Source organism: Acetobacter aceti NBRC 14818 (genome assembly GCF_000193495.2).
GTDB classification, from domain to species: domain Bacteria; phylum Pseudomonadota; class Alphaproteobacteria; order Acetobacterales; family Acetobacteraceae; genus Acetobacter; species Acetobacter aceti.
Genome location: NZ_AP023410.1, coordinates 399,308 through 421,804 on the forward strand (window position 1 = coordinate 399,308; position 22,497 = coordinate 421,804).

The following is a 22,497-nucleotide window of genomic DNA, read 5'->3' on the forward strand; positions in this document are numbered from 1 at the left end:
TCAGGGTCCGAATACCAGCGCCCACACAAGCAGGGCCATGAGCACGCCCAGAGAGACGTAAGTAAAAAGCCGGAATCTCAGGATCGCATCAATCCCGAGAGCAAGAAAAGCCACACGAAATCCGACGGCGGCCAGAATGCCGATGATGGCGCACATCATCCATGCCGGGAAATAGGCGCCCACAAGCGGAAAGGACGGTGCTCCCTGAAGGGAACACCCCGTGAGCGTCAGGAGGGTGGCTGACATGGCGATGGGTTTCAGGCAGGCGGAAGAATACGTCACGACGACGCTTTTTCCTGCGGGAGAGTCTGCCGCGTCACAGATCGCAAATCCTTTTTTTAAACCCACGCCGCAATGCGTTTTGAAGAACGGTGGATGAACGGACAAGTTCATTATGCAGAAAAAGCCTTGCTTGCCTGTACGGGAAAGGGATGCTGCCGCTCCTCTTTGTCGACCAGTTCCTGCAAACGCGCCTTGTCGATGGGAGAGCTCAGACTTTCATGAGCGCATTGCAACGCTCACTCTACACCCTGTCCGGAATTTCCCGCTTCCCACGCCCGTAGGCGGTCCATTCGGGCGCGCGCAGTATCGAAAAGCGACGTTCACGCTACTGTAATGTCCCTGATGACCGTCTGTAGGCCGGGAAAAGCGTTATTTTCTTGACAAGAACAGGGGTGGAGTGTCTTTCATCCGCAGTCGCGCGCGGTGGTCGCGGGCGATACGTAATGAAAGCAGGCCCGCGGGTGCCACAGGCACGGCGGGCAAGTCGTTCAGCATCCTGTATGCAGAGCGCAGACATGTTGGGGTTTCGACCCTGACAGGGAAACAGTTTCTACATGGCTTCAGCCACACAGACAGCCACCGATCATTTTCGCGGTGAGGATTTTGCGACACTGCTCGACGAGACACTCGGGCAGGACAGCGGCTTTGAAGGATCGGTGGTTAAGGGCTGCGTTGTCCGCCTGACCGATGATTTCGCGATTGTTGACGTTGGCCTGAAGAGCGAGGGCCGCGTTGCCCTGCGCGAGTTCGGTCCCCCGGGCGCTGCTCCGGAAGTCAAGCCGGGCGATGTCATCGAGCTGTACATCGAGCGTTACGAAGATCGTGATGGTTCCATCGTTCTGTCGCGCGAGAAGGCTCGCCGCGAGGAAGCATGGACCAACCTTGAGAAGGCTTTCGAGGCCAACCAGCGCGTCAATGGCACGATCTATGGTCGCGTCAAGGGCGGCTTCACGGTTGATCTCGGCGGCGCCATGGCGTTCCTTCCGGGCAGCCAGGTCGATATCCGTCCGGTTCGCGATGTAACCCCGCTCATGGGCGTTCCGCAGCCGTTCCAGATCCTGAAGATGGACCGCGCTCGCGGCAACATCGTTGTTTCGCGTCGTGCGGTTCTTGAAGAGACCCGTGCAGAACAGCGCAGCGAGCTGATTCAGGGCCTGAAGGAAGGCATGATCCTCGATGGCGTGGTCAAGAACATCACCGACTACGGTGCGTTCGTGGACCTCGGCGGCGTCGACGGCCTCCTGCATGTCACCGACATCGCCTGGAAGCGCATCAACCACCCGTCCGAAGCCCTGCAGATCGGTCAGCCGGTTCGCGTGCAGGTCATCCGCTTCAACCCGGACACGCAGCGTATTTCTCTCGGCATGAAGCAGCTTGAGGCTGATCCGTGGGAGAACGTGGCGCTCAAGTATCCGCCGGGCGCACGCTTCACCGGTCGCGTCACGAACATCACCGACTACGGTGCGTTCGTCGAGCTGGAGCCGGGCGTCGAAGGTCTGGTGCACGTTTCCGAAATGTCCTGGACGAAGAAGAACGTCCATCCGGGCAAGATCGTCGCTACTTCCCAGGAAGTCGACGTCATGGTTCTGGATGTGGACAGCACGAAGCGTCGTATCTCGCTTGGCCTGAAGCAGGTTCAGCGCAATCCTTGGGAGCAGTTCGCGGAAGAGCACAAGGTTGGCTCGATCGTGGAAGGCGAGATCCGTAACATCACCGAGTTCGGCCTGTTCATCGGCCTGTCCGCAGACATCGACGGCATGGTTCACATGTCCGACCTGTCATGGGACGAAGCTGGCGAAGAAGCCATGAAGAACTACGAAAAGGGTCAGGTCGTTCAGGCCAAGGTCCTCGACGTGGATGTCGAGAAAGAGCGTATCTCTCTCGGTATCAAGCAGCTTCATGAAGATCCGGCCGCTGACGTTCTGACGGGCGTTCAGAAGGGTGCGATCGTGACCTGCGTGGTGACGGCGGTTCAGGCCAACGGCATCGAAGTCAAGGTTGACGACGTTCTGTCCGGCTTCATCCGTCGCACGGAACTGGCTCGTGACAAGGCTGAGCAGCGTCCGGAGCGTTTCGCTGTCGGTGAGCGCGTCGATGCGAAGGTTGTCTCGGTTGACCGTGCAGCCCGCAAGCTTGCCCTGACCATCCGTGGTCGTGAGCAGGACGAAGACAAGCAGGCCATCAACGAGTATGGTTCTTCTGACAGCGGTGCGTCGCTGGGTGATATCCTCAGCGCAGCCATCCGTCGTCGGAGTGCTGACGCCTGATTAAGGCGATCTTAGTCTGATTGTGAAAAATGGCATCTCCATCGAGATGCCATTTTTTTTGTCCATCAGAGGTAAGTGACTGAAGCGAAGGTCTTTTGCCGGCTCAGGCTTTGCGGTAAAGTCTCAAAAAGAATTGATGTTCGATCTGTGTAGTTATTCAGGGAAGGCGAAGACGGAAACGTCGGCGTAGGTCAATGGCAGTCATATACAATACGAACTACACGCATAATCCGAACTACTACCTTACGCTTGCCTTTGAACGAGCTGCCAAAACGGTTCTTGGTGATAGCAATGTTGTCGTTGCCGACAATATGACCCTAGCCGGTCTGGCGGCGCAGGGTGAGCATGATGTTCTGATCTGTATTGACGGCCAGCGCATCAACATGGAGTTGATGCGTCGTGTCAGACCTGCCTTCAAGACGATGATTTTCTGGGCGTTTGAAGACCCGTTCATGGTGTCCTTCAACGTCGATAACATCGGCCTTTTCGACTACGTTTTCACGAACGATCCTTCCTGTGTCGATTTTTATCAGGGCAAGGGGCATTACCTGCCTCTGGGCGCCAGTCTTTCACTGCATGAACGCAAGGTGAAGTCTGCAGCCGAGCTCGATTACGATATCTTCTTTGCTGGTACGATGTGGCCGAATCGCGTCGAAACCCTGCGACGCGTCATCACGGCCTTCCCGGACGCCAGAATCAAGCTGGTTTGCCCCGGCAACGAGTATCTTCCACCTCTTCCTGCTGATCTTGCCGATCTCGCGATCCAGCGCCCGATCAGTCATGAAGCGTTCATCGATTTCGCCAATGCGAGCGCTGTGACGCTGACCATGTTCCGCGATTACGCCAGTCATGGCGATGTCGGGCAGGCGACAGCTCCGGGGCCGCGCTTCTATGAGCTTGGTCTTGCTGGCACGGCGCAGGTTGTCGAGGCTGGCGAGCAGCTTGACGAACGCTACATCCATGAAGTCGCAGGCGCGAGCATGTCCCGCTCAGTCGAGGGTGTGATCGAGCATATTGCTGCATTGCTGGCCAACAAGTCCCTGCGCCGCAAGCAGGCGACTGCCGCCCAGAAAGCCGTTCTCGAAGCGCACCTGTACGATCATCGTCTGCGGAAGATGATGGAAGTGACGGGCGCAGATTTCGGTCGGCATGTTGTTTCGAAAGAAGTGTCAGTGCCTGCGCGGCGTGGTCGTTTGCGCGTGCTGATGTGCACACACTCCACTATTCATGAGCAGGCCTGGGGTGGCGTTGAGGTCTATCAGCAGACCATCGCTTCCATGCTGCTGCGCGACGTGGAGTTTTTCTACTGGCTGCATCGTGACGGCATGTGCCGCCTGACGGACGCCAGTGGTCGTGAGATCGAGAGCTTTGACGTGCCGGACACCGGCTGGCTCGACACGATGTGCGATGGTCCGGAAGAGATGGCGTTCTCGGCTGCGATCAGCCAGTACAACTTCGATATCGTGCATTTCCAGCATCTGGGACATCACTGCCTCTCACTGCCGATCATCGCCAAGGCGAATGGCGTCGGTGTGGTGTTCTCGGCGCATGACTTCTTCCTGCTGTCATCCCGTTACAACCTGCTGAATCATGAGCTTCGCTATTGCGAGGAAGATGTGAAGTGGGTGCTCGCCGCCGACATTTCCATGAAGCGTTCTGACAATGTCGAGTTTGGTGGTGAGCAGACGCGTCGCGCTTTTGTGTCGAAGATGCTTGAGTCAGTGGATGTTATCCTGTTCGGGACAAGACATTCCCACGATCTGACTCACGAAGTTTATCCGCACCTTGAGAAAAAAGTCAGTCTGACTCTGGGAATTCCGTCCCCTGAGCCGACATCTCCTATCGTGCCGAAAACCTATGAGCCGCTGAATGGTCGCCGTCTTGGGGTGGCCGTGATCGGCAACTTCCTGCGTACCAAGGGCGCGGATGCTGTTCTGGCCATCATCGAGATGGCCAACTCGGATCTCTTCGAATTCCATATCTTTGGATATGTCCATCCGGAGTATGAAGGCATCCTCAACAACATGCACAAGAACAACGTGCATGTTTACGGGCGCTATTCCGCCGGTGATGTCGAGGCGCTGAAAGTCGCTGATGTTGCCCTCAACCTGTCAATCTGGCCGGAAACCTACTGTATCTCGCTTTCAGAAGCCTGGCAGAGCGGTCTGATCCCGATTGTCACGGATGTCGGCGCGCTTGGTGATCGCGTGGAAGATGGCGTCAACGGGTTCAAGGTGCCGATCGGCAGCCCGGCCGATGTGTTGCAGCGTCTTGAACTGATCCGTTGCAGCGAGGGTATTCGTAAACAGTTGTTGGCGAATATCGGTCCTCATCTCTGGACGGACGCCCGTACATACGGCGATGAGCTCCTTCAGCTTTACCGTGATGTGGCGCCTCGTTGTGACATGGGGAGCAGCAATGTGCAGTTCGATGTGGGGCAGGTGCATCTGCTGCCGCACGCTTCCTGGAAGAATCAGGCTCCGCCGCGTCACATCTTTGATCCGCCGACAACGCGAGATCTGTCCATCGAATTGCCGGAAACAGTCACGGACTGGTATTCGATTCAGGGTGCCGAGTATTACATCGACGATGTCTGTCGCCACGTCTTCGCGGAATATGAAGACGAAGATTTCGTTGCAGCGGATGAATTTCACATCCGTGGCTGGTATGTGGTGCCGGGCGTGTCTGGCTCCGGGCACCTCTATACGGTCCTGATGGGCGAGGAAGATATTCCTCCGATCTTCATCCCTACAGCCCGTGAGGTGCGTTCGGACGTCACCGGTCTGTTCCCCGGTGCGCCACGTCGTTCGGGATTTTCGGCTCAGGTCGCACTCCGCGGGAAATGGTGTGAAGGGGTTTTCCGCATCGGTCTCGTCAATATCGTGCATGGCAAGGGGGCTTTCCAGTTGACCTCCGTTCAGATCGAGGTTGAAGGCGGTCGTATTGTCAGCATTGCGCGCCTGCCACCCTCCAATGGCCAGATCCTGCGTGATTTCGAGCGTGTTTCAGAGAGCGACGGCGTGCTGAGAGGCATCAAGTTGTCTGAACTCGGCTGCAAGATCGGTCAGCAGTACAAGGGTGAGCTGCAATATTACATCGATCACTTTAGCGGCCTGATTGAAGATGGTGGTCACCATGAACGGGATCTGCCGGAAAGTGACCTGATTATTCGTGGCTGGGCGTTCCTGCGTGGGCTTTCGCGGGCAGGGCAGGTGTTTGTCGTGCTGGTGAACGAGGAGACCGGGGCTCCTGTCTTCATGGCCACATCACGTCTGATCCGTCAGGACGTGCAGACTATCTTCCATGACGCACCACTCTGCGTCGGTTTTGTCGGCAATCTGAGCCTGAAGAAGGGATTCAACGAAAAGCTGAATGGCTGGCATCGTATTGGACTGCTGAACGTGGTCGGTGATGAAGTCGGCTTCCAGACAACGGGCATTCGCATCCTCTGTGAAGATAATGAGGTCCGGGCCGTGGAGGAATCAGCAGCCGTCAAAACCGTCGTTGATTACTGCGTTGAAACTGTGCGTGACCTTGTCGAGCACTGAGCCGAAGTCAGGATAAGCGCCAGCGTATGCAGCGCGATGATGTGACATTCAGCGGGCCTGCCGTTTTTGAATGGCAGGAGGGCGAGGCGAGACGGATTCCCGTGTGGCTTCGCTTCGACGAGCCTTGGTATGTTGCGACCTATCCGGATGTGAAGCGCGATCTGAGCGCGGGCATAGGCGCCAATGCACTCGGCCATTATCGGGCAGTCGGGCAGAGGCGTGGGTATGCGCCCAACCGTTGGTTTGATGAAGGCTGGTATCGTTCCGTTCATCCGGATGTGACTGAATCGGTCGCGGACGGAGAGATGCGGTCCGGTTTTCAGCATTATGTGCAGAAGGGCTACCGCAGCCATTCTCCACACTGGCTGTTTTCTGAATCATTCTATCGCACTCATGAGCCCGATCTGACTGGAACCGTGCTCAGGGCAGCTGGTCTTGCCAACGGATATGATCACTATCTTTCGGAAGGAGAAGGGGGCTTTCGATCGGGCAGTCTGTTCTTCGATCCTGCCGTGTTCGGTGACTTTGTTGCGCGGCAGAGTGAAGCAGATTTTTCCGCGTTCAGGTGGTTTATTGACAATAAGAATGGTGATGCTGACCGTTTTCGGGCGTCATGGTATTTCGACCCAGTCTGGTATCTTGGCCGATACCCCGATGTCAGAAATCTGATTGAGGATGGGTCTTTTTCCTGCGCCCTGCATCATTATCTGACAGCGGGCGAGGCGGCCGGTTATTCGCCACAGGCAGCGTTTTCCGAGGAGTTCTATCGGGAGCGTTATCCTGATGTCGGTGCGTGTGTCGCAGCCGGACAGTTTCGCTCCGGATATGATCACTTTCTGGCTGCCGGAGCCTTTGAGGGGCGACAGCCCTCTCCGGATATTGCGCTGGTGGAGTACGCCGCCAGACCTATGGTGCGCGCCGATGTGGGAAGCGGCATCTTTCGCGATCCCTTCGCACACTGGGTGGCTGCGCAGGAACGTCATGAGGTCGGGAGTGCCGATGGGGCACTGGATGAAGCCCATTCCAAAATGATGTTCTGCCGGGAGGCCGCCGGTCTTCTGGTGGAGGCCGGTCGTCGGAAACTGGATTTTTCCTACAGCGGTGTTCCCACCGTCAGTGTCATCATGGTGCTGTACAACCAGTTTCCACTGACACTGATGGCGCTGGCTTCGCTGCGTGACTGTTTCCCCGGCGCGCTGGAACTCATCATCATCGATTCAGGTTCACGCGATGAAACGCGGCGATTGGAAGACTACGTTTCCGGGGCCACGATCCGGCATCTCGATCACAATGCGAGCTTCCTGCTGTCCTGCAACATGGCGCTGGAGATGGTTTCGGCCGATGTCGTGCTTTACCTGAACAACGATGTAAAGCTGGCGCCCGGAGCGGTCCAGAACGCGCTCGATCGTCTGACGTCTGATCCGAAGATTGGTGCGGTTGGCGGCAAGATCATCCGGACCAATGGTCGTCTGCAGGAAGCCGGGTCGATTATCTGGCGGGACGGCAGCGCCTACGGCTATTTGCGCGATGCCGATCCCAACTGTCCGGAAGCGAATTTCGTCCGGGACGTGGATTACTGCTCAGGCGCGTTCCTGATGGTCTCGACGGCTCTTGCAAAGACGCTGGGCGGCTTCGACGAAGCCTACGCGCCAGCTTACTTCGAAGAGTCCGATTTCTGTGTACGGATTATCCAGAACGGCTATCGGGTGGTCTACGACCCGTTTGTTGTGATCGAGCATCTTGAGTTCGGTTCTTCCTGCTCGAACAGTTCTCAGGCGCTGATGCAGCGGAACCGCCGTATTTTCGTCTCCAAACAGGCTGAATTCCTGCGCGGGCAGTATCCGGCGCATGCAGGAAACGCCATTCTGGCCCGGTCACGTCCGACAAACGGACTGCGCATCCTGTTTATTGAAGACCGCATCCCTTTGCGGAGCCTTGGCTCCGGATATGTGCGGTCAAACGATATCGTCCGAAGCATGGCGCATCAGGGTTGTGCCGTGACGGTATTCCCGGTCGATGCGCACTACCACTCGCTCAGCCGTGTCTATGGTGATTTTCCGGATACGGTCGAAGTGCTCTTTGACCGCTCGGCCGAAGATATGGACCGGTTTCTGGAAGAACGGGCAGGGGCGTTTGATCTGGTATGGATCGGGCGCACGCACAATCTGGCGAGACTGCTGCCAGTTCTGCACAAGAACAGCCGTTATCTGCCAGGAACCGAGTTTATTCTTGATACGGAAGCGGTCATCAGTCCCCGCCTTCTTCTCCGGGACAAGGTGCTGAGGCTGGATGAACAGGCTACGCCGAAAAGTCTCGATGTAGCGCTTAGGGAAGAATTCGAGTGCGCGTATTTCTGCCAGAAAGTCGTGGCGGTCACTGACAGGGAAGCTGAATTCATCCAGCGCGCAGGACATCAGAACGTCGTTGTGCTCGGTCATTCGCTGCAAGCGCGTCCGACGGAAAAGGGTTTTTCCGACAGAAAAGACCTGCTGTTCGTGGGTGCGATTGTGGACGCGGAATCTCCCAATCTTGACTCGCTGATCTGGTTTGGTCGCGAAGTCATGCCGAAGGTGCGGGCTGAACTGGGCAACGAAGTCAGGCTGACCGTGGTCGGTTCACGTTCGCGCAAGGTCGATCTATCATGCCTGAACGAGTTTGAAGGGCTGGATATTGTCGGGGAAGTGGAAGATCTGGAGCCGTTCTACGATACGCGCCGGGTCTTCATCGCACCGACCCGCTTTGCTGGGGGCATCCCTTACAAGATTCACGAGAGCGCCTCCTTCGGCCTGCCTGTTGTGGCCAGCGATCTGCTGATCGCCCAGCTTGGCTGGACGGATGGAGAGGATATCGTGTCTGGTGGGGCTCCCGATGCGGGAGTGTTCGCCGATGCGGTGATCCGGCTTTATCGTGACGAAATATTCTGGCGGCATATCCGCGAAGGGGCTTTGAAGCGCCTTGGGGAAGACTGTGCTCCGGACCGGTTTGACGCTGCGGTGACGGCTGTGCTGGAAGACGCACGCCAATGAAAACGCGACGTTGCGAACGAGATCAACCAAGACCCCGATAAGGACTGGAGAGACTGATGGCAAAGACAGGCGAATATTCCGGACGGGTTCTGATCTGCAGTGGCGGACGCTTTGAATCGCAGGCCAATGCTCAGATCCGTGAATCGATCATGGAGGGCTGGGCGGAATGCTTCGGTGAGGAAAATGTTACCGCGGCGAACATCAGCGGTGCGGCAGCGGCGATTCGTTTCCTCAAGCCGACTGTGGTGTTCGGTATCGGGTCATATCTGCCGGAAAGCACCTATTTTGGCGAAGTGAACCGCGAAGCCAAGAAGATCGGCGCAGCGACTGTCTTCTGGGCGACAGAAGATCCCTACGAACAGGATGCCAACTACCGCATCGGACAGGATTTTGATGCGGTGTTCTCCTGTGAGCGCTGGGGTTCGAACTTCTACACTCGTGACAATGTCTGGCATCTGCCGCTCGCAGCCTGCCCGAAGCTGCATTATCGCCCGATTGATGAATCCGTTGAGCGGAATATCGACGTTCTGTTCTGCGGCGTGGCCTTCACAAACCGTAAGGACATTGTCCGCGGTCTGCTGCCGACCCTGCGCAATCTGAACATCAAGATCATTGGTCCGGGCTGGGGCGAACTCGGAATCGGGTTCTCTGATGCGCGTCTGGAAAAGGAGCAGCTGGTGCAGTTCTACCAGCGTTCCAAGCTGGTCCTGAATCTTGGCCGCAGCCTGAGCTTCGAGAACAAGCGCTTCCTGATTTCCCCTTCCACGCCGGGTCCGCGCACCTATGAAGCTGCTGCGGCTGGTGCGTTGCAGGTGTTCCACGAGGATACCTACGAAATCCGTCGCTATTATACGAAGGAGGAAATTCCGTCCTTCTCGAACCGCAAGCAGTTCGAGGAACTGGTCGACAGGTACATCGACAACGGTGAGCTTCGTATTGAAACGGCGAAGAAAGCACAGGCGCGGACGATGGCGGATCATACCTATGGCCACCGTATCCGTCAGGCACTGGGTATTCTGAAAGAAAACGGCATCCTCAAGAGCTGATGCTGTCGAACGAGGCAGGAGCCTGTTGCATGACAGGCCCCTGCCATTTTTTTATGACGTAGGGAACCTTTGCAAATTCAGCTGATTGGCAAGTTCCGACTGAGCCGGTAACGTGACATTATGGCTGACCCGACCGTTTTCACCACTCCAGACCCCACAGTTCGCGAACTGCTGGCGACGCACTCGAATCTGTCGCTCGACGTGCGAAGTGGATTGATGCTGGATGGGGTGCCCCTTCTGGCTATTGCTGATGAAGTTGGCACGCCGTGCTGGGTCATCAGCGCTGATACTCTCAGAAAAAGAGCTGCGAAACTTCAGAATGCGATGAAGGCGGCGGGGCTGTCCGTTTCGGGGCATTTTGCGGTGAAGTCTAACGACCATCTGGCCGTGCTGAGCATCGTGTCTCAGGCTGGAATGGGGGCTGATGTTGTCAGTGGTGGTGAACTGACCAAGGCCCGCATGGCCGGAATCCCAGCGTCCCGGATCGTGTTTTCCGGCGTCGGCAAGACTGATGCTGAACTGAAGCTCGCTCTTCAGGAAGGCATCGCCCAGATCAATGTTGAGAGCGCTGAAGAGCTTGAGATCCTGTCCGGTGTGGCCGCGTCCATGGGATGTGAGATTGATGTGGCGTTGCGTGTAAACCCGGATGTCGATGCGAAGACGCATGCCAAGATCACCACGGGGGTCGCGGGCAACAAGTTCGGGATTCCCTACGATGAGGCGCTTGGACTGTATCGTCTGGCTTCCGGGCTACCCGGACTGAGACCCGTTGGTTACGCAGTGCATATTGGCAGTCAGATTCTGACGATGGGCCCTTATCGGGCAGCTTATGCCCGGATTGCCGAGCTTGTCCGTGCGACGCGTCAGGCTGGCTTGCCCGTGACGGTTGTTGATTGCGGCGGTGGGCTCGGAATCTGTTACCGTGATGAGGGTGAAGGCTCACCTGAGGCGCTGGCCGGAGTGATCCGTTCCGAACTGGGCGATCTGGACGTGCGTCTGGCCATTGAGCCGGGTCGGTGGATTGCTGCACCTGCCGGTGTGCTGCTGGCGAGCGTGATCCTGCGCAAGAAGGTCACGGATGGTTCGCCGTTCATCATTCTGGATGCGGCCATGAACGATCTGTTGAGGCCTTCCCTGTATGAAGCCTGGCATGGAATTCTGCCTCTCTCGGCCCACGATGCGGTTCTTGAACCTGAAGAGGCCAATGTCGTCGGACCTGTCTGCGAGACGGGGGATACATTCGCTCAGGGACGCAGTCTGCCGCCATTGCAGAGAGGGGCGCGTGTCGCGATCCTGGATACGGGAGCCTATGGCGCCGTGATGAGTTCCACTTACAATGCCCGACCGTTGGCTGCGGAAGTACTGGTCGATGGGGATCGCTGGTCAGTGATCCGACCGCGTCAGAAAATTGAAGAGCTGTGGGCAAGTGAAATCATGTCTGAAGGAATGCGTGTCGAGGCATGAGCATAGCCCCGCCGGAACAGATCAAAAACGCAGCTTTGTCTGACGAAAGCAGGCGGGCAACAGATCTCGCTGGCGTGCGCAGGAAAGCGCGTTCTGTTCTGGTTGTGGAAAGAGTTGCGGGCCTGCTTGCTCCTGCCGCTTCTGTGGCGGGCCTTTATTGTGTCGCCGGCTTTCTGCGTATTCCGCAGACCATGCCTGACTGGCTTCACGCCGTCGTCGAGGTGGGTAGTCTTGGTATGGTCGTCTGGCTAGGACGTCGTGGGCTGAAGCAGTATACGCCCCCCACCCAGATGGAAGTGGATCGGCGGATCGAACTGGCCTCCCGTTTGCGTAACAGGCCGCTGGCTTCCATGACAGACCGGCCGTCCGGCGTGGGGTCAGACATTCTCTGGAGCGCTTATCAGGAACGCCTGCTGAAATCGCTAGGGCCATTGCGGTCAGGTTGGCCCGAACTCTCCAGCTTGCGCAAAAGCCGTTTTCTGCCCGTTGTAGCGCTGGCTCTCATTGGCACAGGCGTCTGGGCCGGAAGCCATGCTCCCGGACGTCTGGTGGCTGCTTTTATTCCGGGAATCGATGACCCTGACGTGCCGTTACCGCATGTCGAGGCATGGATCACCCCGCCATCCTATGCGCCGTCGGCTCCGGTCTTTCTGGCTGACGGAGCAGCGCATGTTCCTGCCGTGCCTGAAGGTTCCGTTCTGGTTTCGACAGTCACGGGCACGCAGTCCACTCCGCATCTGAAGGGCGGTTTCAGCCACGAAACCATGCAGGCGCTTGGTCAGCATTCCTGGCGTATTCAGGCGGATCTCGACCACTCCGGTGCCTTTGTGGTCAACAGCCGTGGTCGCACGCTGGCGTCATGGCAACTGACGGTCACGCCGGATGCCCTACCGCAGGTGGCATGGGGGCCGAACCCCGGTGGCGAGAAGGGCGGGCGTCGGACCCGGCTTCCTTACGATGCGCATCACGCTTACGGGCTTGGCTCGCTGGTCGTTGAAATCAGACTGGCACATCCGGGATTGCTGACCAGAAGCCGTGTGCTGACAGTGCCTATTCCGCTGAAAGGCCATCCGGTCAGTGCAAAAGGCGTAGCCGGTCCAGACCTGTCAGATGATCCATGGGCGGGCGAAGAGGTCTCCGCCACACTAGTTGCGACCAGCGTCAGCAAGAAGGTGGCCAGAAGTCCGATTGCCACTTTCAGACTTGGTTCCCGGACGTTCAAATCGCCTGTGGCCAAGGCCGTGCTGGACCTGAGGCGGCGTCTGGCTCTGGGAGATGAGCGTCGTCATGCCGCCGCCGAGGATCTGGAGGCTATTGGTGAAACACCGGGGCCGATCGACCAGAACACCGGCACGTTCCTCAATCTGACCAGCATTGTCGCGTTGCTGGATAACCGTGACGTCGACGACAACGATGCCCGCAACGAGGCCGTGGGACGGCTGTGGGATCTTGCCCTCGACATTGAGGATCAGTTGCATGGCGGCAAGCAGTCCGCTCAGGCATCAATTGATGTGCGCGCGGCGCAGGAAGCCGTTTCAGAGCAGTTGCGGCATATGCGTGAAGACAATGCTCACGGGACGGAGGATCAGGCGGAACTGAAGCGGCGGATGGACGCCCTGCGCGCCGCCATTGGCCGCAAGATGCAGGCGCTGGCCGAGCAGGCCATGCGTGACGGCACGGCCATTCCCGATCTGCCCGGTCTTACGAAATCCGGTGATCGCGCTTTCCAGAAACTGATGGAGCAGTTGCAGGGTGACGCGGCGGAAGGTCACGAGGACGGTGCGATGGACAAGCTGCAACAGCTTGAGGATTCCATCGAGAAGATGCGCAACGCCACGCCACAGGATATGGCGCAGCTGGCGCAGCAGATGATGGCGCAGCAGAAGCTGAAAGAGCAGGCGGAAAGCCTCGGTGATCTGGTGAAGCAGCAGAGTTCGCTTCTGGATCATGCTCAGGCTCGGGTTGATCGGGATCAGCGGCGGCGGGACGAAAGCGCTGCCTCACAGCCGCCATCAGAGGACAGTGATCTTGGATCCATGTCCACATCGGAACTGTTGCGCAGACTTGGTCTGGTGCCGCCTGATGGTAGCGGTGGCCCATCTCAGCAGTCTGAGGGTGAAACACAGGCTCCCACTCCGCAGGAACCGGCCCAGTCAACGCAACAGACAGACGCGGACAAGAATGATCAGGCCGCAGCGGAAGCCGACCAGAAGAGGTCGGATGGCGCTGCCCAGCATGCCCTGATGCGGGCGACCGAAGAGCTCGGGAGTGAATTCAAGGAGCTTTCAGGCAAGGACGTTCCTGCGTTTGGCGAAGCGGGCAAGGCCATGAAGGATGCCCGTCATGCTCTGGCGGCTGACAATGATCAGGATGCTGTGAAGGCAGAGACTGCTGCGCTCAAGGCCTTGCAGCAGGGGCGTAATCAGATGCGCAAGGCCCTTCAGGGTAAAGGAGGAAGCTCGGGCAGCACGAGTTTCTTGCCATCCTTTGGTGGGGGCAGCAGTCAGGGCAAGGACGGTCAGTCCGGCACCGGCGATGAGGAAAATGGTGATCCGGGCGAAGGTCAGTCCGGTGACGAACAGAATGCCGATCGTGATCCGTTGGGCCGCTCCACAGGTGAGGGCACGGACACCAATCCGAACGCAGGAGACCGTCTGCCTGAGAAGATGTCGCGTGAACGCGCGCAGGCGATTGAGGAAGAGTTGCGGCGCAGGGATTCCGATCGGACGCGTCCGAAAGAGGAGCTGGATTACTTGGATAGGCTGTTGAAGTCTTTTTGAGGAATAGGGGGTTTGGGATGCGGCTGGTTTTTGGGGAAAGCCAGACCGTTTGCTTTCAGAATACAATGATGAAAAGCAGTCATATAATGACGCAGCTGACATCTATTCAGTTAGCATTCGAGCTAACTCAAAGAGCGTCACGAATTTTATGCCGAAATCAGATTCTAGCCACTTCCTGTGTTCTTCATCAAGAACAGAGGGCTTCTGATAGCTCTTGCCGAAATCCTCGCTGCAGAATAGATTCATCCCAAAGCCATAATGTGATGTGATGCTGTCACCATCAGCCCATTCCGCAATTGCTTTGGCCACGTGTTTTTTTTCAGAGTTGGTTTTTGCGCGCCCTAAACCTTTATGAAATAGCTCTTCTTCATCGTTCCCATATTTATCAGTGAGTTCTTCGTCTAGGGCTATTGCAGCAGCCTTTCCCACACCTTTACATCTTAAAACCTTGGCTAACTCATGTACCCTGTCCATGCAGCGAGCTAATTCTGCAATACCGCCATCAGGCTCATACAAAGAGTAAATTTTAGGATCTAAATGGAAATTTCCCATTTCCATACCAGACCTCAACGGGAGTATTTTCAAAGAAAGAGCATCATTAATCCTATTTTCATGTTGTATATTCATGGGAGATGGAGTGAATTGAAGTCCTATTTTAATACTGATCTGGTTTTTCTCAATTTCTTGACTTCTTGCTATTACGTTTGTGCTTCCGATTGTAGATGAACGATCTTTGTCTGTTATTCCTTCAAGCGTTATCAGGGTTTCACAGAAAAAACCTTGCAATCGTTCAGAATATATAGCCTCTAATACTATTTCAGCTTCTCTTTTATTTTGTCTCTGTGATTTTTTGGGATACAGAACAGAATTTAACGTATTTGTATCAAATGTTATTCTTTTTATTAAATTTTTACTCATGAGCGCCTCAAACTATTTCTATGTTACATTTTTAGTCTAAAATACATAATCTTTAAGGTAGTAGCGCATAGATTCAGAAATGTTCGCTTTCAGAGAAAACACAACATACATTAATGTTTCCAACGAGAGCGAAAGCGGACATTCATAAACCGCAGAGCTACTTTCTAAACAGTTTTTCGCGTGCTTGGTACGACTGAAAACCACACTCCATACCCGAGCAGCACGAGATAGGCAGGAGCAGCGAGCGCTAGAAAAGCAGCCTGAACACCTATATACGGCTTGATCAGAACGAAAATCTGCGGCGTGCACGCTCCCCCGGAAAACATCATGACCAGTAGAGCCGACGCAAGGGGAACGTGCCGCCCCGCGTTTCGTATCGCCATGGGGAACAGGGCGGGCATGATCATGGCATTGGCCAAGCCAAGAAGAGCGACGCACAGGACGGACACATAACCCGTTGTCAGATATGCAGCGACGGCGAAGAGAATGCCTCCCACGCAGGACAACACCATGCACCGTTCCTGTGAAAGAACACGCGGAACGAGGCAGAGGCCTGCGGCATATCCGGTCATCATCGCAAAAAGAGTGAAAGCGGTGAAAAACCGTGTCTGGTCGAGGGGCATGCCGAACGCCTGCCCATATGTCCCGATCGCGTCGCCTGCGAGAACTTCAATGCCGACATAGAGAAATGTCGCCACCATCCCAAAACCCAAGCGCGACGTGATGAGAAAACCGGGTGACGACAGGGTTAGAGTTTCAGGCGGGTCCATATCAGGGAGATTGGATAGAAAGACCGCGCAGGCTGCCACGCCGAGAAGGGCCGCCATACCGAGATACGGCCAGTAAATCGCATTGGTGAAACCGGCGAGTATAGCCTCACGTTCCGCCACGCTGGCGGCTTGCTGCGCCTGTTCCGCTACACCACCGATATTGTGCATGACCATGGCGGCCAGAACGATGGGCGCGAGAATACCAGCGAATTTGTTGCACAGTCCCATGATGGCGATGCGCTGGGCTGCCCGGTCGTGCGGGCCGAGCAGACTGACGTAGGGATTGACCGTTACCTGAAGCAGGGTGAGGCCCGCGCCGATAACCATCAGTCCGCCAAGTGCGCCGGGATAGGAGCGCAGCACAACACATTGTCCGAACAGGGCGCTCCCGGCTCCCATGATGGCCAGCGCCAGAGCGAGACCGCTTTTCAGGCCTGTGCGGCTGGCGATGCGGGCGGCAGGCAGGGCAAAAAGAAGGTAGGCGATATAGAACGCCAACGGCACAAGAAATGCTCCGACATCTGAGAGAGAGAAAGCCACTCTCACAAAGGAGATCAGTGGGCCGTTCAGCCAGGTGACGAAGCCGATCAGGAAGAACAGTCCGGCGGTGCTGATCAGAGGAGTCCAGCCAAATAATCCGGCGGGGCAGCGGGATAGGGATGTCTTGGGTGAGTGGGTCAGGCTGGACACGATGGCAGGGTTTCCAAGGACTAATAAAAGGTGAATTTCGTAGCGGCGGTTAAAGATGTTATTGGTTTGCAAGTATTATGATAGGCTTGAATTGAAGGCGAAGAGGTCAGAATGTGTTGCAACAGGAGAAGTAGATCGCAGAGCAGTTCAGCGAACTGTTATTAGCAGAATCTTTCAGTAATGAAATGATTTGACCCATTCAGGAAAGATTTTCCGGCACAGGGCTGTCCGGGCAGTAGCGTCGTGAAAGAATGAACGAAGATGAAAAATCGATTTCTTGTGACAGGTGGAGCAGGCTACGTTGGTAGTCACATGGTGCTGGCGCTGCTTGATGCGGGCCACGAAGTCACGGTTTTTGACAGTCTGAGAACGGGTCACCGGGCGGCTGTTCCGGATGGAGCGCGTTTTATTGAAGGTGACCTCGCGGATCTGCCACTGCTCGACAAGGTGCTGGCAGACGGCCCGTGGGACTGCGTCTTTCACTTTGCTGCGCTTTCTCTGGTGGGAGAAAGCATGCAGAAGCCCATGATGTATATGTCGGCCAATGGTGGGCTGGGGTTTGGCCTGATTGACGCCTGTGTGCGTCACGGTGTGAAAAAGTTCGTGTTTTCCTCGACAGCCGCGCTGTTTGGTTCAGCGGGCGACAAGCTGATCGACGAGGATACGCCTGTGCATCCGGGGTCAGCCTATGGCGAAAGCAAGCGGGTTGTGGAGCTGGCACTCTACTGGGCCGACAGAATTCACGGCCTGCGCAGCGCATGCCTGCGTTATTTCAATGCGGCAGGGTGTGACCCGCAGGGGCGGGCAGGTGAGGACCACCGGCCGGAAACGCATCTCATGCCGTTGGTGATCGACGCTGCCTTGGGACGCCGCGATGCTCTGACGCTGTTCGGAGAAGATTATCCGACGCCAGACGGGAGCTGTGTGCGTGATTATATCCACGTCACCGATCTGGCTCAGGCGCATCTTGCCGTTCTGCCACTGCTTGATGAGAAAAGCGTTACGTTCAACGTGGGCACCGGCAAGGGGAACTCAAATCTGGAGGTGATCCAGGCTGTGGAGCGTGTCAGCGGCAAACCTGTTCCCTGGAAAGCTGGTCCGCGTCGTGCCGGTGATCCGCCGATGCTTGTGGCCAGTCCCGCGCGCATCATGAAGGAAACCGGCTGGAAGCCACGCTTTACAGACCTGAATGAAACAGTCCGGACCGCTCTGGAGTGGCGTGTCGCTCATCCTCACGGCTATGCGGACTGACCTGTGACCTCCGCCAGCCAACAGACCGATGTAAAGCTGATCGAAGCCGCTTCCGCCGTTCGGGAGCGTGCCTACGCTCCCTATTCCGGCTTTAAAGTTGGAGCAGCGTTACGTTGCGACGACGGTCAGGTTCATGTCGGGTGCAACGTCGAAAATGCGGCTTATCCTGAGGGGATCTGTGCGGAAGGCGGTGCTATCGCGGCAATGGTGGCTGCTGGCGGTCGAAAGATCGTGGAGATCGTCGTATGTGGTGGTGGAAGCGGTCCCTGCACTCCATGCGGTGGGTGCCGACAGAAGCTGCGTGAGTTCGGTGCTCCCGGAATGCGGGTCTACATGACTGATCCGGCAGGGCAGGTGCTGCTGGTGAAGACACTCAGTGAACTTCTGCCTGACAGCTTCGGTCCGGAAAGTCTGGATTGAAAATCTGCATAAATAACCCGGACATCCTGCTTATCGCCGGATGTCCGGGCTTTGTGGTGTGCAATTCGGGAGGAAGGGTTTCCTCCGTTTGAAATGCTCTCATGCAATGAGGACAAACTACCGGTGAAACTTTTAAGAATGGGTAAATTTCAGCAGACGATTTTATGTTTCAAAGGTTTTCGAAAGTATTTCCCTCTCTTCACGGGAGTCGTCTCCTCCCTGCTGACATCCGTTTCAGGGCTGTCCTCTCATGCAGCCATCCCGCAACGTCCGGGGATCGGCCAGACAGACCACCGTCAAGCTGTCGACATGGCCTCGTTGCCGTGGAGCGCTATTGGCCGGGTTCAGACGGAACTGGGTAGCCGCTGCACAGGTTTTCTGGTTGCGCCGACTGTCGTTGAAACGGCGGCTCACTGCCTGTTCCTGCCCAAAACGGGCCGATACATTCAGCCGCACGATGTTCACTTTCTGCGGGCCTACAGCAAAGGCCAGTATGCCGCTCATGCACGCGCGATTCGACTGCTGGTGCCACCAGAATATGACCCTCGCAACGAATCCCGCACAGCAGCCTTTGACCGGGCGACCCTGTTTCTGGATACGCCTGTAGCGACCATGAAAGATGTGCTTGCCGTCTCGGATCGCCTGCCACCACCGGGAACTGACGTGGTGCTGGGAGGCTATGAGCAGGATTTCAGTGAAATTGTGCGTTCCGACATGGGGTGCCGGACAGGTGCGCTCATGGTGGATGGAGGCGGTAAACCTCTGGTTACGCATGACTGTTCCGCCACCCGAGGAAGCAGTGGCGCGCCGCTACTCAGTTTTCAGGATGGGCGGTGGACTGCTCTTGGCGTGCAGGTTCTGGCCAATTACGGGGTGGGCGGTGCGGCGGCACCGTTGTTGACTCTGGTGGTGGAAGACAGCGACCGCAGATGATTCACACCGCATCGTGATATATGTTTTGCGCATCTTATTTATTATTTTAATTGTTAAATCGCACGGAGCAGACAAGCATGTCTGAACTGGGGCGCAACAGAAGGACGCCTCATTATCAACTCCATTTAGTTGGGGAGTCTCTGTTATGGGTCGTCTAGCCAATCCTGGCCCTCTCGGTCTCGCCGGTTTCGGAATGACCACAATTCTGCTCAATGTCTGTAATGCCGGTTTTGTGCCGCTGAATTCTTCAGTGCTGGCCATGGGACTGGCTTTTGGCGGCTTCGCCCAGATGTGCGCGGGACTGCTGGAATATCCCAAGGGCAATACATTCGGTCTTACCGCCTTCACATCCTATGGGGCGTTCTGGATCTCTCTGGTGCTGCTGATCTTCCTGCCGAAATTCGGTCTTGTCGCACCCGCGACACCCGGTGCGATGGCAGCCTATCTCGGTACGTGGGGCATTTTCACGGCTTTCATGTTTGTTGGCACACTGAAAGCAAATCGCGTTCTGCAGTTCATCTTTGGCTCACTGACTGTGCTGTTCGCCCTGCTGGTCGCCGGTGAAGCGACAGGCAATGCGACCATCACGCATTTCGCTGGTTTTGAAGGCCTGATCTGCGGTGCCTCTGCCCTGTATCTCGCCATGGCGGAAGTGCTGGAGGAGCAGTTCGGTCACCCGATCCTGCCAACCGGCGCACAGCATCAGACGATTGTTGCCGCCAACCCTGTGCATTCGGTGAGAGTGGCTGCTGAATAAAGAAAGTTTCACCAATCAAAAAAGGGCGGCTGTGTAACAACAGTCGCCCTTTTTGTATGAATAAGCCGATTACACAAATCGTCCCGGCGCGCCGCGTTGCAGCACTTCGATCCGATACCCATCCGGGTCAGCGACAAAGAAGAACTGCCCGATCAGACGACCTTCATTTTTCAGTTCCTTGACCGGCTCCGGCTTCAGACCTTCCTTTTCAAATCGTGCATGTTCGGCCTGGATATCGCCAACCGAAACAGCGAGATGTCCGTATCCATCGCCACGATCATAAGGACGATCGCGGTCATGATTGACGGTCAGTTCCAGCTCAAATGTCTGCTCGTCGTTTGACAGATAGATCAGCGTGAAACTGTCGAACACAAATCGATCCGCAACATGCAGACCAAAGGCCTTTTCATAAAATGCCAGTGACGCCTTTTCGTCCCTGACCCGGATCATGGAATGGATCATCTTTACCATGAAGCGTTTCCTGTCTGTTGTTTGCGGGTGAATGAACCCCTGTAATCAAAGGTCCGGAATGTCGAAAGCCTGCAATTCCAGAAACTCGCGGTAGGGACCGTCACGGCGCTCAAGCTCTGAAGGAGAACCATCTTCCACGATCTTGCCTTTCTGCATCACGACAATGCGGTCAAAATCCTTCAGTGTGGACAGACGATGTGCAACGGCGATGACGGTGCGCCCCTGCATCAGCCGGTGCAGGGCTTCCTGAATGTGATGCTCGCTTTCGCTGTCGAGAGCACTGGTCGCTTCGTCAAGAATCAGGATCGGGGCGTTACGCAGGAAAGCGCGGGCAATGGCGAGACGCTGACGCTGTCCTCCCGACAATTTCACGCCACGATCACCGACTTCTGTCGCAAAACCTTCCGGCAGCGCCATGATGAAATCAGTGCATTCTGCGGCGTCTGCTGCCGCCCGGACATCATCGTCAGAAGCACCGGGTGTGCCATAGCGGATATTGTCCATGACGGACCGGCGCAGCAGGGAGACATCCTGCGGCACGACGGACATGCAGCCTCGCAGGGCTTTTTCTGACAGATCAAGGATATTCACGCCATCGATCATGACAGCGCCATCCTGCACATAACGCTGTCGCTGAAGCAGCGCGAGAACCGTGCTTTTGCCGGAGCCGGAACGTCCGACAAGGCCGACACGCGTGCCGGGCGCAACATGCAGATTGAAATGTTCCAGCACATTGGGGCCGGTCGGGTAATGAAACACGACATCCTGAAAGGACACTTCGCCCTTGGGGGGAGTGGGGAAGTCCCGGGCGTCGGCCCGGTCGTGCATTTCATGGGGAATGAGGATTGTTGAAAGCGTCTCTCCCAGCCGGGCCGTGTGCTGCACGGTCTCCACGAGCGCTACGGCCAGATCGCGGGTGCCGTGCAGGATCATGAAGCCGAGACTGACTACCATGACCACATCGCCAACCGTTGCGGCACCGACTTGCCAGAGCCAGACAATCCAGACGAGCAGGCCTGCGGTCAGGACGGCCGTCAGGACTGCATGGACGAGGCGCAGAATTTCCATGTTGCGCAGGGAAACGCCACGCACCGCCATTTCGCTATCGAGTAGTCCGGCAAGTCGCGTTCGCTCAAATCCGAGCATACCGAAGGTGCGGACCAGCGGCAGATTGCCGACCACGTCCTGCATTTCCCCGTCAATATTGGCTGCCGACCCGGCATAGGACGAGTGCAGCTTCTTGCCACCCCGCGCCATGCGGAACATCAGGGCGGCCAGCGTGAAGGCGAGGGCGGTGATGACGCTGCCCATCAGGGGGCTGACGCTGATCATCAGGCCGATCGAGAGCAACACGTTCAGGCACGGCGGCAGGATGTTCCATGCCAGCAGGCTTTCCAGCGTGAAGGAGGCGTTGCCCGCAGTGGAAATGCGTGCCGCCAGAGCCGCCGGCATACGGTCGGAGAAATAACCCGTGGAGTGACCGGTGAGGTAACGGAACAGATCTCGGCGTACATCGCCTGTAACAGCCACAAACGTCTTGGCCGCGTACCAGCCTGCAACACGCCAGGACAGATTATCCACGGCGATGATGCCAGCCAGCCAGATGACGGCAATCCAGACCGGCTGCACGGAAGTGCCGGCCTTATGCTGGTTCATCGTATCCACCAGATGTCTGATGGATGAAGAGGAGAAGACGGCGCAGGAAACGGCAAGGCCTACAAAGCCAAACACCATGACATGCGGAAAGGCGCGGTTTCGTGCATAGCGCATGAGAAAACGCACGGGATGACCAGCATATTGCGGAAGATCTGTATCGGGGACAGTGATCTCGCTGTCGTTACTCACGCGGCTCGGCTCATGCGTCATCTGTCCTG

General features: G+C 56.6%; 15 protein-coding genes. 10 read left to right on the top strand and 5 right to left on the bottom strand.

Annotated features, from left to right (window positions below):
• Positions 1-282 carry a YtcA family lipoprotein gene (locus tag EMQ_RS01835; RefSeq protein ID WP_026200287.1) on the bottom strand — a complete coding sequence of 94 codons (282 nt, stop codon included), beginning with the start codon at positions 280-282 and terminating at the stop codon, positions 1-3.
• 554 nt (positions 283-836) lie between these two features.
• On the opposite strand from EMQ_RS01835, the gene rpsA reads away from it, so the two are divergent.
• From rpsA to EMQ_RS01865, 6 genes are all read left to right on the top strand, one after another.
• Positions 837-2,549, top strand: a complete 1,713-nt coding sequence (gene rpsA / locus EMQ_RS01840) for a 30S ribosomal protein S1 (RefSeq protein WP_018308553.1) — start codon at positions 837-839, stop codon at positions 2,547-2,549.
• A gap of 194 nt (positions 2,550-2,743) precedes the next feature.
• Positions 2,744-6,097, top strand: coding sequence for a glycosyltransferase family protein (locus EMQ_RS01845; protein WP_010667070.1), 3,354 nt, complete (start codon positions 2,744-2,746; stop codon positions 6,095-6,097).
• Between the two features lie 26 nt (positions 6,098-6,123).
• Complete coding sequence (locus tag EMQ_RS01850; RefSeq protein WP_018308552.1) at positions 6,124-9,123, top strand: glycosyltransferase; 3,000 nt, start codon at positions 6,124-6,126, stop codon at positions 9,121-9,123.
• Between the two features lie 56 nt (positions 9,124-9,179).
• Positions 9,180-10,169, top strand: coding sequence for a CgeB family protein (locus EMQ_RS01855; RefSeq protein ID WP_010668878.1), 990 nt, complete (start codon positions 9,180-9,182; stop codon positions 10,167-10,169).
• Between the two features lie 120 nt (positions 10,170-10,289).
• Positions 10,290-11,633: a diaminopimelate decarboxylase gene (lysA, locus tag EMQ_RS01860; RefSeq protein ID WP_010668820.1), complete on the top strand. Its 1,344-nt coding sequence runs from the start codon at positions 10,290-10,292 to the stop codon at positions 11,631-11,633.
• Positions 11,630-14,413 (top strand): DUF4175 domain-containing protein, encoded by a 2,784-nt coding sequence (locus EMQ_RS01865; protein WP_010668821.1) that lies wholly within the window; start codon positions 11,630-11,632, stop codon positions 14,411-14,413. Before lysA ends, EMQ_RS01865 begins: the two co-directional genes overlap by 4 nt.
• A 102-nt stretch (positions 14,414-14,515) precedes the next feature.
• Here the strand turns inward: EMQ_RS01865 and EMQ_RS17120 are convergent, their stop codons facing one another.
• On the bottom strand, positions 14,516-15,331 hold the full coding sequence (locus EMQ_RS17120; RefSeq protein ID WP_231368019.1) for a hypothetical protein: 816 nt from the start codon (positions 15,329-15,331) through the stop codon (positions 14,516-14,518).
• Positions 15,332-15,495: 164 nt separating this feature from the next.
• Positions 15,496-16,791, bottom strand: a complete 1,296-nt coding sequence (gene gluP, locus EMQ_RS01875; protein ID WP_010668279.1) for a glucose/galactose MFS transporter — start codon at positions 16,789-16,791, stop codon at positions 15,496-15,498.
• Positions 16,792-17,052: 261 nt separating this feature from the next.
• Between gluP and galE the strand changes: the two genes are divergently transcribed.
• The 4 genes from galE to EMQ_RS01895 all read left to right on the top strand — a co-directional run bounded on the left by galE (position 17,053) and on the right by EMQ_RS01895 (position 20,152).
• On the top strand, positions 17,053-18,042 hold the full coding sequence (gene galE / locus EMQ_RS01880) for a UDP-glucose 4-epimerase GalE (RefSeq protein WP_010668280.1): 990 nt from the start codon (positions 17,053-17,055) through the stop codon (positions 18,040-18,042).
• A 3-nt stretch (positions 18,043-18,045) separates the two neighbouring features.
• Complete coding sequence (locus EMQ_RS01885) at positions 18,046-18,462, top strand: cytidine deaminase (protein ID WP_010668281.1); 417 nt, start codon at positions 18,046-18,048, stop codon at positions 18,460-18,462.
• A gap of 309 nt (positions 18,463-18,771) precedes the next feature.
• Positions 18,772-19,395 carry a trypsin-like serine peptidase gene (locus EMQ_RS01890; protein ID WP_164466526.1) on the top strand — a complete coding sequence of 208 codons (624 nt, stop codon included), beginning with the start codon at positions 18,772-18,774 and terminating at the stop codon, positions 19,393-19,395.
• A gap of 145 nt (positions 19,396-19,540) precedes the next feature.
• Positions 19,541-20,152: an acetate uptake transporter gene (locus EMQ_RS01895; protein WP_010667730.1), complete on the top strand. Its 612-nt coding sequence runs from the start codon at positions 19,541-19,543 to the stop codon at positions 20,150-20,152.
• A 69-nt stretch (positions 20,153-20,221) separates the two neighbouring features.
• On the opposite strand, the gene EMQ_RS01900 is transcribed toward EMQ_RS01895, so the two are convergent.
• On the bottom strand, positions 20,222-20,623 hold the full coding sequence (locus tag EMQ_RS01900) for a VOC family protein (RefSeq protein ID WP_010667731.1): 402 nt from the start codon (positions 20,621-20,623) through the stop codon (positions 20,222-20,224).
• 45 nt (positions 20,624-20,668) lie between these two features.
• The gene (locus tag EMQ_RS01905; RefSeq protein ID WP_010667732.1) at positions 20,669-22,489 is read right to left on the bottom strand and encodes an ABC transporter ATP-binding protein; all 1,821 of its coding nucleotides are present in this window, start codon (positions 22,487-22,489) and stop codon (positions 20,669-20,671) included.
• Positions 22,490-22,497: the final 8 nt, after the last annotated feature.

Excerpts from the sequence above, each read along its gene's own strand:
- rpsA (WP_018308553.1), top strand. The coding sequence starts at position 837 with ATGGCTTCAGCCACACAGACAGCCACCGATCATTTTCGCGGTGAGGAT.
- EMQ_RS01845 (WP_010667070.1), top strand. The coding sequence starts at position 2,744 with ATGGCAGTCATATACAATACGAACTACACGCATAATCCGAACTACTAC.
- EMQ_RS01850 (WP_018308552.1), top strand. The coding sequence starts at position 6,124 with ATGCAGCGCGATGATGTGACATTCAGCGGGCCTGCCGTTTTTGAATGG.
- EMQ_RS01855 (WP_010668878.1), top strand. The coding sequence starts at position 9,180 with ATGGCAAAGACAGGCGAATATTCCGGACGGGTTCTGATCTGCAGTGGC.
- lysA (WP_010668820.1), top strand. The coding sequence starts at position 10,290 with ATGGCTGACCCGACCGTTTTCACCACTCCAGACCCCACAGTTCGCGAA.
- EMQ_RS01865 (WP_010668821.1), top strand. The coding sequence starts at position 11,630 with ATGAGCATAGCCCCGCCGGAACAGATCAAAAACGCAGCTTTGTCTGAC.
- EMQ_RS17120 (WP_231368019.1), bottom strand. The coding sequence starts at position 15,331 with ATGAGTAAAAATTTAATAAAAAGAATAACATTTGATACAAATACGTTA.
- galE (WP_010668280.1), top strand. The coding sequence starts at position 17,053 with ATGAAAAATCGATTTCTTGTGACAGGTGGAGCAGGCTACGTTGGTAGT.
- EMQ_RS01890 (WP_164466526.1), top strand. The coding sequence starts at position 18,772 with ATGGCCTCGTTGCCGTGGAGCGCTATTGGCCGGGTTCAGACGGAACTG.
- EMQ_RS01895 (WP_010667730.1), top strand. The coding sequence starts at position 19,541 with ATGGGTCGTCTAGCCAATCCTGGCCCTCTCGGTCTCGCCGGTTTCGGA.
- EMQ_RS01900 (WP_010667731.1), bottom strand. The coding sequence starts at position 20,623 with ATGGTAAAGATGATCCATTCCATGATCCGGGTCAGGGACGAAAAGGCG.
- EMQ_RS01905 (WP_010667732.1), bottom strand. The coding sequence starts at position 22,489 with ATGACGCATGAGCCGAGCCGCGTGAGTAACGACAGCGAGATCACTGTC.